This is a genomic window from Proteus hauseri ATCC 700826, from assembly GCF_001654965.1.
Lineage (GTDB): Bacteria > Pseudomonadota > Gammaproteobacteria > Enterobacterales > Enterobacteriaceae > Proteus > Proteus hauseri.
This window is the reverse complement of record NZ_LXEV01000008.1, coordinates 1-13,243: the sequence shown is the minus strand read 5'-3', so window position 1 is coordinate 13,243 and position 13,243 is coordinate 1. Positions and strand designations below refer to the sequence as shown.

General features: G+C 41.2%; 13 protein-coding genes. 10 read left to right on the top strand and 3 right to left on the bottom strand.

The features are described from left to right. Window position 1 precedes the first annotated feature (1 nt). Window positions 2–1,162 (bottom strand): cystathionine gamma-synthase, encoded by a 1,161-nt coding sequence (gene metB, locus M997_RS02105; protein WP_064718475.1) that lies wholly within the window; start codon window positions 1,160–1,162, stop codon window positions 2–4. Between the two features lie 285 nt (window positions 1,163–1,447). Here metB and metJ point away from each other — a divergent pair, with 285 nt between their 5' ends. Next, window positions 1,448–1,765, top strand: a complete 318-nt coding sequence (metJ, locus tag M997_RS02100) for a met regulon transcriptional regulator MetJ (RefSeq protein WP_064718474.1) — start codon at window positions 1,448–1,450, stop codon at window positions 1,763–1,765. 136 nt (window positions 1,766–1,901) lie between these two features. On the opposite strand, the gene rpmE is transcribed toward metJ, so the two are convergent. Beyond that, the gene (rpmE, locus tag M997_RS02095) at window positions 1,902–2,114 is read right to left on the bottom strand and encodes a 50S ribosomal protein L31 (RefSeq protein ID WP_064718473.1); all 213 of its coding nucleotides are present in this window, start codon (window positions 2,112–2,114) and stop codon (window positions 1,902–1,904) included. 203 nt (window positions 2,115–2,317) lie between these two features. Between rpmE and priA the strand changes: the two genes are divergently transcribed. The 7 genes from priA (at window position 2,318) to rraA (ending at window position 10,341) form a co-directional block, all read left to right on the top strand. Next, the gene (gene priA, locus M997_RS02090; protein WP_064718472.1) at window positions 2,318–4,519 is read left to right on the top strand and encodes a primosomal protein N'; all 2,202 of its coding nucleotides are present in this window, start codon (window positions 2,318–2,320) and stop codon (window positions 4,517–4,519) included. A 303-nt stretch (window positions 4,520–4,822) separates the two neighbouring features. Continuing rightward, window positions 4,823–5,854, top strand: coding sequence for a DNA-binding transcriptional regulator CytR (gene cytR, locus M997_RS02085; RefSeq protein WP_074379328.1), 1,032 nt, complete (start codon window positions 4,823–4,825; stop codon window positions 5,852–5,854). 70 nt (window positions 5,855–5,924) lie between these two features. Continuing rightward, on the top strand, window positions 5,925–6,713 hold the full coding sequence (locus tag M997_RS02080) for an SPOR domain-containing protein (RefSeq protein WP_064718471.1): 789 nt from the start codon (window positions 5,925–5,927) through the stop codon (window positions 6,711–6,713). A gap of 110 nt (window positions 6,714–6,823) precedes the next feature. Continuing rightward, complete coding sequence (hslV, locus tag M997_RS02075; protein WP_064718470.1) at window positions 6,824–7,354, top strand: ATP-dependent protease subunit HslV; 531 nt, start codon at window positions 6,824–6,826, stop codon at window positions 7,352–7,354. Window positions 7,355–7,366: 12 nt separating this feature from the next. Beyond that, entirely contained in the window at window positions 7,367–8,701 is a 1,335-nt protein-coding gene (gene hslU / locus M997_RS02070; protein WP_064718469.1) for an ATP-dependent protease ATPase subunit HslU, read from the top strand. A 98-nt stretch (window positions 8,702–8,799) separates the two neighbouring features. Beyond that, window positions 8,800–9,717 (top strand): 1,4-dihydroxy-2-naphthoate polyprenyltransferase, encoded by a 918-nt coding sequence (locus M997_RS02065; RefSeq protein WP_064718468.1) that lies wholly within the window; start codon window positions 8,800–8,802, stop codon window positions 9,715–9,717. A 108-nt stretch (window positions 9,718–9,825) separates the two neighbouring features. Beyond that, entirely contained in the window at window positions 9,826–10,341 is a 516-nt protein-coding gene (gene rraA / locus M997_RS02060) for a ribonuclease E activity regulator RraA (protein WP_064718467.1), read from the top strand. A gap of 103 nt (window positions 10,342–10,444) precedes the next feature. Here the strand turns inward: rraA and zapB are convergent, their stop codons facing one another. Next, window positions 10,445–10,687 (bottom strand): septal ring assembly protein ZapB, encoded by a 243-nt coding sequence (gene zapB, locus M997_RS02055; protein ID WP_064718466.1) that lies wholly within the window; start codon window positions 10,685–10,687, stop codon window positions 10,445–10,447. A gap of 294 nt (window positions 10,688–10,981) precedes the next feature. On the opposite strand from zapB, the gene M997_RS02050 reads away from it, so the two are divergent. Then, complete coding sequence (locus tag M997_RS02050) at window positions 10,982–11,797, top strand: MIP/aquaporin family protein (RefSeq protein WP_064718465.1); 816 nt, start codon at window positions 10,982–10,984, stop codon at window positions 11,795–11,797. Between the two features lie 41 nt (window positions 11,798–11,838). Then, a partial coding sequence (glpK, locus tag M997_RS02045) for a glycerol kinase GlpK (protein ID WP_064718464.1) occupies window positions 11,839–13,243 on the top strand: 1,405 nt, incomplete at its 3' end.

The following is a 13,243-nucleotide window of genomic DNA, read 5'->3' as shown; positions in this document are numbered from 1 at the left end:
GTTACCTTTTGGTTGCTGCATCAAACGCAATTTGCAAATCGTTAATTAAATCCTGACTATCTTCAATACCGACAGAAATGCGAAGTAATGAGGCGCTGATCCCAGCGGTTTTTCTTGCCTCTTCTGACATTCCTGCATGGGTCATGGTTGCAGGATGGCAAATCAACGTTTCCACCCCACCTAAAGATTCAGCCAGTGTAAAAAGGGTTAAGTGAGATAAAAAGGTTTTTATCACCTGCTCTGTGCCTTTTAACTCAAAACTTAACATTGCACCAAAACCTTGCTGCTGTTTTTTCGCTATATTATGACCAGCATGGTTTTTTAATGCAGGATAATAAATTTTTTCGACTAAAGATTGTGTCTGTAAATAATCCACAAGTATTTGGGCATTTTCTTGCTGAAGCCGAATACGAGGAACTAACGTTCTTATTCCTCGAAGTAATAAATAACTATCAAACGCACCTGATGTTACGCCAATATTATTCGCCCACCAGCTTAAATCCTCAAGTTGTTTCCTGCACTGACAGATAACAACACCCGCAACAATATCTGAGTGTCCATTAAGATATTTTGTACATGAATGCACAATAATATCCGCCCCGAGCGCTAGCGGTTTTTGTAACACTGGACTCATAAAGGTATTATCCGCAACAACGAGTGCACCAACTTGATGAGCAAGTTCACTTATTTTTTCAATATCAGTGATCCGTAATAATGGGTTGCTTGGTGTTTCAATAAAGACAATTTTTGGCTGTTGCGCTAATGCCTTTTGTAACGCGCTCTCGTCATTTTGATCAACAAAAATAACCCGATATGCACCACGCTCTTGTTGGCTATTAAACAAGCGATAACTTCCACCGTAGCAATCGTGAGGTGCAATAATCACATCTCCCGGTTGAAGAAAAACCGTACAAATTAAATGAATAGCAGACATTCCACTACTAGTGACAACCGCACCAACGCCACCTTCTAATTCAGCTAATGCTTTTTGTACCATATCACGCGTGGGATTGCCCCTACGTGAATAATCATGTTCGCGTGGTTGATTAAATTCTGGAAAATTATAGGTACTGGAAAGATAAATAGGCGGTACAACACAACCGAATTGAGTATCTTCATTCAGCCCATTATGGATGGCAATTGTGGCGGTTTTCTTTGTCATATGGGACACCTTGTGACTACGATAAAAGGATAAGTCCCTAACAGCATAGCTAACTAGACACCAAGACGTCAACACATCTAGACATCTAAACTCCTTTACGGATAGATTAAGTAATGGAATAATATTGAACTTAACAGTATCGCCAGTGACCTATTGCTTTTTCTCACACCTTCAGCCAGAAGAGCCGGTGGTTTTAGAAAAGTCATGATAAACTGGCATGGCTCATCAGAATATGGATTTAGCCCTATTCTGACTTCAACTAAATGATATTAATTAAGGTAATTCATGGCTGAATGGAATGGTGAATATATCAGCCCTTACGCTGAGCATGGGAAAAAGAGTGAGCAAGTCAAAAAAATAACAGTTTCAATCCCATTGAAAGTGTTGAAAATTTTGACCGATGAACGCACTCGCCGTCAAGTTAATAACTTGAGACATGCAACCAATAGTGAATTATTGTGTGAAGCCTTTTTACACGCATTTACCGGACAGCCTCTGCCAAATGATGAAGACTTACGTAAAGAACGTAACGATGAAATCCCTGAAGAGGCAAAAGAAATCATGCGTCAAAGGGGCGTTGATCCCGATACTTGGGAATATTAATCACAAGCAATATTTCACATGATCTTTTAATTACTACAAAACAAAAATGCCCAAAGCTTTCACTTTGGGCATTTTTTCAATTCCGAACTGTCTACAGATTTTCAGACTAAACTGAAACCCTGTGACAACAAATATCTTATTTGCTGCCTGGAATTTTGAAACGTTTGTTGAACAGATCAACACGACCACCGGTTGCAACATCACGTTGTTTACCAGTATAGAATGGGTGGCATTTATCACAAACGTCCAGATTCAGGTTGTGACCTGCAGTGGAGTTGATTTTCATAACGTTACCGCAAGAACAAGATGCAGTAATTTCTTCGTATTTAGGATGGATATCTTTTCTCATGGAAAACCTCTACTAAGGCCGTGTCGCCATTCAGCCCACAGCCGAACACCACACGTCGTGTTGATTGAAATTAATTGTTTGGTAATTTAACTACCAAAGGGGGCGGATCATACAGAATATCCACTAAACGCGCAATGAAATCTGAACACTTTTTGTGATATTCTTACAGGCACCTTGTTACTAAAACTCTCGGAAACCCTGATATGACTATAGTTCAGGTAATATTACCTGTACCACTGTTTTCTTCCTTTGATTATCTGTTACCAGAAGGAATAAACACACCTGTAATAGGCTGCCGTGTTATCGTTCCTTTTGGTAATAAACGCCGTTCTATTGGTATTGTCAAAGGATTAAGCACACATAGCGAATTTCCGATAGAAAAACTCAAACCTATAGAAGAAGTACTTGATGATGAAAGCTTATTTCCTGGTGTCTTGTGGGATTTGCTTAATTGGGCTTCAGCCTATTACCACTACCCTTTAGGTGAAGTGCTCTTTCATGCGATGCCTATTTTGTTACGGCAAGGAAAACCCGCAGAGTTCACACCACTATGGCAATGGTACGCTACAGAAGAAGGGCTCAACATCGATTTGAATAGCCTAAAAAGTGCTAAAAAACAGCAACAAGCGTTAGCTGCACTTCGCCGTACTCCATTATATCGTCATCAATTAGAAGAGCATGACATCACCACCGCCATACTTAACAACCTTAAAAAGAAACAGCTCGCTGATTTACGCCCTATTCAACCTGCGCCAATTCATTGGCAAAATGAATATGCGGTGCAAGGTGAGCGATTTAAACTAAACACTGAACAAGCAATAGCGGTAGGTGCAATTACAGCACAATCAGATCAATTTTCACCTTGGTTATTACTTGGTATTACAGGTTCAGGTAAAACAGAAGTTTATCTTAGTGTATTAGAAAAAATTCTTGAGCAAGGTAAACAAGCCCTGGTACTTGTGCCCGAAATCGGTTTAACACCGCAAACTATTCGCCGCTTTAAAGCGCGCTTTAATGCCCCAGTTGATGTGTTGCATTCAGGTTTAAATGATACCGAACGATTAGCGGTCTGGCTGCGAGCTAAACGTGGTGACAATGCAATAGTTATTGGTACTCGCTCGGCATTACTCACCCCTTTTCAAAATTTGGGTATTATTATTATCGATGAGGAGCACGATAGCTCTTATAAGCAGCAAGATGGTTGGCGCTATCATGCTCGTGATTTAGCTGTTTTTCGTGCAAAACAAGAAGACATTTCTATTGTTATGGGAACGGCGACGCCCTCTATTGAGACTAGCTATAACGTTGAGCAGAAAAAGTATCAGCAACTCACGTTATCTCAGCGCGCAGGAAATGCAAAACCCGCCACCGAACATTTAATTGACTTAAAAGGGCAACCGTTAGTCACCGGTTTATCACCTGTTTTAATTGGTGCAATCAAACAACATCTTAATGCGGGCAATCAGGTAATGCTCTTTTTAAATAGAAGAGGATTTTCACCGACATTGCTATGCCATGAGTGTGGTTGGATAGCTGAATGCCCACGCTGCGATCACTATTATACGTTACATCAAAAGCACGGTATGTTGCGCTGCCACCAATGTGATAGTCAACGTCGTATTCCTGCCCAATGTCCACAATGTGGTTCAACAAACTTAATTCCTGTGGGATTAGGAACAGAACAGCTTGAACAAAGTATTGGAACTCTATTTCCAGATACACCAATAACACGTATTGATAAAGATACAACGAGCCGAAAAGGCGCTTTAGAGCAGCAACTAGAAGATATCTATCAGGGCGGTTCGCGTATTTTGATTGGTACACAAATGCTGTCTAAAGGACACCATTTTCCTGATGTCACGCTGGTGGCACTACTTGACGTTGATGGCGCCTTATTTTCAAGTGATTTTCGTGCTGCGGAGCGCTTTGCTCAGCTTTATACTCAAGTTTCTGGGCGTGCAGGAAGAGCAGGAAAACAAGGGGCGGTGTATCTACAAACACACCAGCCTGAGCATCCTCTTTTATTAACACTGCTAGAAAAAGGCTATGACGCTTTTACGAAAGAAGCATTACAAGAGCGACAAGCGACCTTTTTGCCGCCTTATTCTAGCCATATTATGATCCGCTCTGAAGATAATAATAATCAGCGGGCACCCCAATTTTTGCGTCAACTAAAGCAGTTTTTTGAACAACACCCAATGCGTGATGCTAATTTATGGGTAATGGGTCCCCTTCCTGCTATTCAAGCAAAACGGGGAGGAAATTACCGCTGGCAATTATTACTTCAGCACCCATCTCGGGGTTATTTACAGAAATTAATGTCGGTAACTTATCCACAAATTGTGGCGCTACCTGAAAGCAAAAAAGTGAAATGGAATATTGATGTTGATCCAACAGATTGTTGATCATATTTACATTCATAAATTGAATATATTTTAAACAATATAATCTTAATAATAAAAGACAAACAATTACTCGTTACGTAGCAAGACTATTTATCAATTTTGCGAACTAACTCATAAAAACGATTGGTATCACACTTTTTATGCAAACTAGGTAACAGTATCTATTTAAAAAGTGGGTAGAATAACAATTTAGAATATTTCTTGAATGAAAACCGTCGATAATTTCTTGTTTTGAACTGCGACGGTTTTTTTGCAATAAAAAAGCAATCGTTTAACCAAACCATCAGAAGGGAGGTATGGGGTTTGCAACAGAATAATAAAGATAATACGCAAGCAACAATGAAAGATGTTGCACTTGCGGCTGGCGTGTCAACAGCGACTGTTTCACGTACATTAATGAATCCAGAAAAAGTATCCACACAAACACGCCAAAAAGTTGAGCAAGCTGTTCTTGATGTTGGTTATTATCCTCATAACCTCTCTAAGAACCTTAAACGTAATGAATCAAAGACTATCCTCGTGATTGTCCCAAATATCAGCGATCCTTTTTTCACTGATGTTGTTTGTGGTATTGAAGAAACAGCCGCTCAACATGGCTATTTAGTCCTTATTGGTGACTGCAAACATCAGCAAAAACACGAAAATGCCTTTATCAATTTAATTATTACCAAACAAATTGATGGCATGTTACTTCTTGGCTCACATATCCCTTTTGATGTATCCAAAGAAGAACAGAAAAATCTGCCTCCTATGATTATGGCAAATGAGTTTGCGCCTGAACTTGAATTACCAACAGTACATATTGATAATTTGACGGCTTCTTTTAGAGCAACTCATTATTTGCAACAAATGGGGCATAAACGTATTGCCTGTATTACAGGCCCTGAAGATATGCCTTTATGCCGTTATCGCTTACAAGGTTATATTCAAGCGATGCGTAGAACCGGCGTACCGTTGCGTGAAGACTATATTATTCGGGGTGATTTTACTCATGAAAGCGGTGCAGAAAGTCTGAAAAAACTCATTTCTTTACCTGAGCCACCTACTGCTGTTTTTTGTCATAGCGATATTATGGCGATAGGTGTGATGTGGCAGGCGAAAAAATTAGGATTGCAACTCCCTGATGATCTCTCTGTTATTGGTTTCGATAACCTTGATATTACCCGATATAGCGAACCGGCCTTAACAACGATGGAACAGCCTCGTTATCAAATTGGCCGTCAATCTATGTTGCTATTACTTGATCAATTACAAGGGCGACCAGTGCCACCAGGTTCTCGTTTATTAGATTGTGAGCTTATTGCAAGAGAAAGTGTCTGTCGGCTTAAAAGCTAGGCAAAACTCACTATGTTAAGTAACATATCGTTTGTGATACCTATTCCTTTAATTATCAGCGAATCGAACTGTGGCACAACGAGACTATGTGGGACGAGGGCAGACATCTGCTCGTCGTAAAAAGACAACGAAAAGTAAAGGTAAAAAGGCCGCTAAAGGGTTGCCTTTGACAACACTTATTGCGGCAATTGCTATTGTGGCGCTGTTTATCGGCGGTCTCTATTTTATTACACAAAATAAAAAAGAGTCCGTACAAACAACGTCGCCCGCAACTGGACAACATCCAGCCAACACCCTTCCACCAAAACCTGAAGAACGCTGGCAATATATTAAAGAGCTAGAAAATCGTCAGGTTGGTACACCTTTACAGCCTAATTTATCCGCTCCTGGCAGCCAGATTAATCCGAAATCTACGCTTTCGCCTGAGCAATTAAAATTTCTACAGCAAATTGAAGCAGATAAGCGTCAGCCTGCTGTACAACTTCCTGAAGTGCCTTATAACGGTGAAGTGCCTCGCTCTCAAGTAGCGGTAACACCACCAGCGGCAATAACACCATCAATACCGCAACAACCTGCTCCTGCAATTCAAGAGCAAGCCCCTGCGATAGTGACACCTGCTAAGCCTGTTACTGAAAGCCGTTTTTTAGTTCAATGCGGCTCATTTAAAAATACAGAACAAGCAGAATCAGTCAGAGCGACATTAGCTTTTTCTGGTGTCGAAAGCAGAGTGACAAAAGGAAATGATGGATGGATCCGCGTATTATCAGGCCCCTACAATAAAGAACAAGCCAACACAGTAAGCAGACAAGCGGCAGGTGCTGGCGTATCAGGTTGTATTCTTCGCTCTTCTGGGGGTTGAAAAATGAAAATTCTCCCCCACCTATAAATTTAATTCACATTACGGGTAGTGCTGGGTCATAAAATGCACTCCCCGTTATTCTTTTTATTGATTAAACCAGGGGCTGACTCATGACTACAATCGTAAGTGTTCGCCGTAAGGGCCAAGTTGTAATCGGTGGTGATGGACAAGCGACGATGGGTAATACCGTCATGAAAGGCAATGTCCGCAAAGTACGCCGTCTTTATAACGATAAAGTCATTGCGGGATTCGCTGGCGGCACTGCTGATGCATTTACTCTTTTTGAACTATTTGAGCGTAAATTAGAACTCCATCAAGGGCATTTAACTAAAGCAGCCGTTGAACTCGCTAAAGATTGGCGTACCGATAGAATGCTACGCAAACTCGAAGCATTACTGGCCGTTGCAGATGAAAACACCTCCTTGATTATTACGGGTAATGGTGATGTTGTTCAGCCAGAAAATGATCTTATTGCGATAGGTTCTGGTGGCCCTTATGCACAAGCAGCCGCACGAGCAATGCTAGAAACGACAGATCTCAGCGCACGAGAAATTGCTGAAAGAGCACTTAATATTGCTGGAGATATCTGTATTTACACCAACCATAATGTCAACTTTGAAGAACTCTCTTCAAAAGAGTAAGGATCTGAGCGCATGTCCGAAATGACTCCTCGCGAAATTGCCAGCGAACTCGATAGATTTATTATCGGTCAAGATAAAGCAAAACGTGCAGTGGCAATAGCCCTACGTAACCGCTGGCGTCGTATGCAGCTTGATGAAGCGCTACGCCACGAAGTTACCCCTAAAAACATCCTTATGATTGGACCTACAGGGGTAGGTAAAACAGAAATTGCTCGTCGTTTAGCAAAATTAGCTAATGCACCTTTTATTAAGGTTGAAGCAACTAAATTCACCGAAGTGGGTTATGTGGGTAAAGAAGTTGATTCTATTATCCGTGATTTAACCGACTCTGCGGTTAAAATGGTTCGTAGCCAAGCGATAGAAAAAAATCGTTTCCGTGCTGAAGAAATGGCAGAAGAGCGTATTCTTGATACCTTAATTCCACCCGCAAAAAATAACTGGGGTGTAACAGAGCAAGCTTCTGAGCCTTCAGCCGCGCGTCAATCTTTCCGTAAAAAATTACGTGAAGGACAACTAGACGATAAAGAGATTGAAATTGAGTTATCAGCGACACCTATGGGTGTTGAAATCATGGCTCCTCCAGGAATGGAAGAGATGACCAATCAATTGCAATCTATGTTCCAAAATTTAGCGGGTCAAAAGCAAAAAGCACGCAAAATGAAAATCAAAGATGCGTTTAAGCTAATTGTTGAAGAAGAAGCAGCTAAATTAGTGAATCCTGAAGAACTAAAACAGCAAGCGATAGATGCAGTTGAACAACACGGTATCGTTTTTATCGATGAAGTTGATAAAATCTGTAAACGTGGTGGCCAAAGCTCGGGTCCCGATGTTTCTCGTGAAGGTGTGCAACGTGACCTCTTACCACTGGTTGAAGGTTGTACAGTTTCAACAAAACACGGTATGGTAAAAACCGACCATATTCTGTTTATTGCATCAGGCGCATTCCAAGTTTCTAGCCCATCAGATTTAATTCCTGAATTACAAGGGCGTCTGCCAATTCGTGTTGAACTTCAAGCACTGACAGCAGAAGATTTTGAGCGTATCCTGACCGAACCAAATGCATCACTGACTAAACAGTATGAAGCATTAATGGCAACAGAAGGCGTTTCTATCAGCTTTACACCAGACGGTATTCGCAAAATTGCAGAGTCTGCGTGGCGTGTAAATGAAACCACCGAAAACATCGGTGCGCGTCGTCTTCACACTGTTTTAGAACGTTTAATGGAAGAAATTTCCTACGATGCGAGTGAGCGACAAGGTCAATCTATCGTAATTGATGCAGAATATGTTAAACAGCATCTTGATGAGCTTGTAGCAGATGAAGATCTGAGTCGATTTATTTTATAATCAACTTGTGCGATCCTTATCAGCAATATTTTACGTGGGAGGCTTGCCTCCCATTCTTATTTTTATAATAACAACGAACACGAGTATTGAATTTCAGCATGAGCTCTCTAAATTCCACCAGCCGGACTCAGGCCTGGCTTGAAAGTTTACGACCCAAAACATTGCCTTTAGGGTTAATCGCGATAGTGACTGGTTCTGCACTGGCTTACTGGATGGGTCATTTTGAGCTACCTATTGCACTGCTGGCCATTTTAACAGCAGGAACTTTACAGATCCTATCAAACCTCGCTAATGATTATGGTGATGCGGTAAAAGGAACTGACACTGAAGAGCGTTTAGGGCCACTGCGTGGAATGCAAAAAGGTGTAATAACACCAGCTCAAATGAAAAAAGCGCTAATTTTAAATGTTATTATTTCCTGCATTTCAGGTATTGCACTTATTGTTGTCGCATGCAAAAAGCCAGAAGACGCCATTGGATTTCTAATGATGGGCTTGTTAGCTATTGTCGCCGCAATTACTTATACCGTAGGGAAACGCCCTTATGGTTATATGGGACTCGGTGATATTTCAGTCTTAATCTTCTTTGGTTGGCTAAGTGTTATCGGTACTTACTACTTACAAGCAAACACTTTCGCTATTGAGACATTACTCCCAGCGACTGCATGTGGATTACTTTCTGTCGCTGTTCTTAATATTAATAATATGCGCGATTTAGAGAGTGATATCCAGGCGGGCAAAAATACCTTAGCGGTTCGTTTAGGTGCTGCTGGCTCTCGCACTTATCATACCTGCGTTATTTTTCTTTCTATTGTTTGCTTAATTTTCTTCACGCTACTTTATATGCACCGTTGGACTGCGTGGCTATTTTTATTAGCTGTACCAATGTTATTACTGCATATTAAACGTGTTAATGCAGACCATAGTGGTGAAGCGATGCGCCCATTGCTTGAGCATATGGTTAAAGCCGCACTGCTTACCAATGTATTATTTTCTTTAGGTTTAGTTTTAGAATAATTTTAGCGGATTGTTGATTTGACTCACTGAATTACCAGTGAGTCTTTTGCCAACACCCCCTGTTAAGGGATATACTGAACTTTCCTGTGGCAACCTGACGTAAATCCTATGAATTATGATACTTCTGAACTCTGTGATATCTATCAAGAAGATATCAATGTCGTAGAACCGCTCTTTTCAAACTTTGGTGGTCGTAGCTCGTTTAGTGGGCAAATCATCACCGTAAAATGTTTTGAAGACAATGGCCTGCTTTATGACTTACTCGAAGAAAACGGTAAAGGCCGCGTTCTTTTGGTCGATGGCGGTGGCTCTGTGCGTAAAGCCTTAATTGATGCTGAGCTAGCACAACTCGCTGTTCTCAATGAATGGGAAGGTATCGTTGTTTATGGCGCGGTACGCCAAGTAGATGCATTATCTGAGCTTGATTTGGGTATTCAAGCAATGGCTGCAATACCTGCGGGTTGTCCTAGTGAAGGAATTGGCGAAAGCGATATTCGTGTTAACTTCGGCGGTGTAACCTTCTTCTCTGGCGATTATCTTTATGCAGATAACACTGGAATTATTTTATCAGAAGAGCCACTTGGCTTAGATGCCGATGACGACGAAGAACCACTAGATATTTAAGTAAGCTATTACTTAGGTGTCTTCTCTTCTATTGCGCTGTTCAAGAGATATAAAAGCCACCCTAGAGTGGCTTTTATTTTAACTAAATACAAAGTTAAGCCATTTACTGTACGTCTTCCATTTTGCCTAATAGTGCACGTAAACGTTCTTGCCAACTTGATTGCTCTTGTTTTAGTTCATCGTTTTCACGAACTAATGCTTCTCTTGATTCTTTAGCGCCTTCAACTTCTTGGCTTAGCGCATCATTCTTTTCTTTTAACTCTTCAATTTCCATCTGTAATAAAGTGATGGTATCGATAGCTTGTTGTACTTTAGATTCTAACTTCTCAAAAACTTCAAATGACATACTGTAATCCCCCATATAATCGATACTCCCGATTGTAAGTAGCCTATCAACAACTGTCTAGCATCTTCCGTGGAATTACATTTTTTTTTCATTCTGTCAAAAACACTGGTCTGATCACATTACAAATGTCGAACAAGTCACTATTCAAGAGCGTTTTCACTCATTTTCATGATGAGACACACAAAATTCAATTTCGCTTATTCTCGTTTACGCTCATTAACGATAAATTTACAGTTATCTTTTCAAATAGAAAAGAATACTAACAATAAATAACCCTCTTTCAGGATAGAATATATGAGCCAGACGAAAACCACTCTTACGGGTCAATGTATTTCCGAGTTTATCGGAACTGCATTGCTAGTCTTCTTCGGTCTTGGTTGTGTTGCAGCAGCACGTATTGCTGGTGCTCAGCTAGGCCTTTGGGAGATAAGCATTATCTGGGGGCTAGGTGTTGCCTTAGCCGTTTACCTTACCGCTGGCACCTCGGGTGCTCACCTGAATCCTGCCGTTACAGTTGCATTTTGGTTATTTGCCTGTTTTGAGCGCAGAAAAGTATTACCTTATATCATTGCACAGATGTTAGGCGGCTTCTTTGCTGCGCTTATCGTGTACTTTATGTATTACAATTTATTCACCGACTATGAACAAGTAAATGGAATTATACGAGGCTCACAAGAAAGTCTCTTTACCGCCGGTGTTTTCTCTACCTACCCTGCAGCACAAATTTCTGTTGTACATGCATTCTTTATCGAAGTTATTATTGCAATCATTCTGGTTGGGCTTATTTTAGCACTGACTGATGATGGTAACGGGGTTCCTAAAGGCCCACTAGCACCTTTACTTATTGGTATCTTAATCGCCGTTATTGGTGGGGCATTTGGCCCATTAACCGGTTTCGCTTTAAACCCGGCTCGTGATTTTGGTCCCAAACTGGTCGCTTACTTTGCTGGCTGGGGCGATATAGCGCTTACTGGCGGGCGAGATATTCCTTACTTCTTAGTACCTATGATTGCGCCATTTATTGGTGGTATCTTAGGTGCGTTAGCTTACCGTAAATTAATTGGCCGTCACTTACCTTGTGATACCTGCAAAATCGAAGACGACAAATAACTATTAGATAATATTGTTGATTATCAGAACGGATTATTATTATGACAACTGAAACAAACCTATCAAATACTGAGAAGAAATATATTGTCGCTCTAGATCAGGGGACAACCAGTTCACGCGCAGTGGTTATTGACCACGATGCAAATATCGTCAGCATTGCACAACGTGAATTCACACAAATTTATCCTAAACCAGGCTGGGTTGAGCACGACCCAATGGAGATTTGGGCAACACAGAGTGCAACTTTAGTCGAAGTTTTAGCTAAAGAAGATATTCCATCAGACCATGTAGCGGGTATCGGTATTACTAACCAACGTGAAACAACTATTGTTTGGGAAAAAGAAACCGGTAAACCTATTTATAATGCGATTGTATGGCAATGCCGTCGTACAGCAGATTTCTGTACACGTTTAAAAGATAAAGAAGGCGTTGAAGAATATATTCGCCAAAATACTGGATTAATGGTTGACCCTTATTTCTCGGGTACAAAACTCAAATGGATCCTCGACAATGTTGAAGGCGCTCGTGCAAGAGCAGAAAAAGGCGAGCTACTATTTGGTACCGTTGACACTTGGCTCGTGTGGAAAATGACGCAAGGTCGTGTTCATGTCACTGATTACACTAACGCCTCTCGTACAATGTTATTTAATATCCACTCATTAGATTGGGATCAGAAAATCCTTGATCTGCTGGATATTCCTCGCAATATGTTACCAAAAGTGGTGGCATCTTCTGAAGTTTATGGCCAAACCAATATTGGTGGTAAAGGCGGTACTCGTATCCCTATCGCAGGTATGGCGGGTGACCAACAAGCTGCACTTTATGGCCAACTGTGTGTGCAAAGCGGTATGGCAAAAAACACCTATGGTACAGGTTGCTTCTTACTGATGAATACAGGTAAAGAAGCTGTGCGTTCTAATCACGGTTTGTTAACCACCATTTGCTGTGGCCCTCGTGGCGAGGTGAATTATGCGTTAGAAGGTGCTGTATTCGTTGGTGGTGCATCGATTCAATGGCTACGTGATGAGCTAAAACTAATTGATGAAGCGACTGACTCAGAATATTTCGCAACCAAAGTTAATGATACTAATGGTGTTTATGTTGTTCCTGCATTTACTGGTTTAGGTGCACCTTATTGGGATCCGTATGCTCGTGGTGCGATTTTCGGCTTAACCCGTGGTGCAAATCGTAACCACATTATTCGTGCAACCTTAGAGTCTATTGCTTATCAAACTCGTGATGTTCTTGATGCAATGCAAGCAGATTCAGGCGCTCGTCTACAATCGCTGCGTGTTGATGGTGGTGCAGTTGCTAATAACTTCTTAATGCAATTCCAATCTGACATTCTAGGCACTCGTGTAGAACGTCCTGTTGTTCGCGAAAGTACGGCGCTAGGGGCCGCATTCCTTGCGGGTCTGGCTATCGGATTCTGGGATAATTTAGATG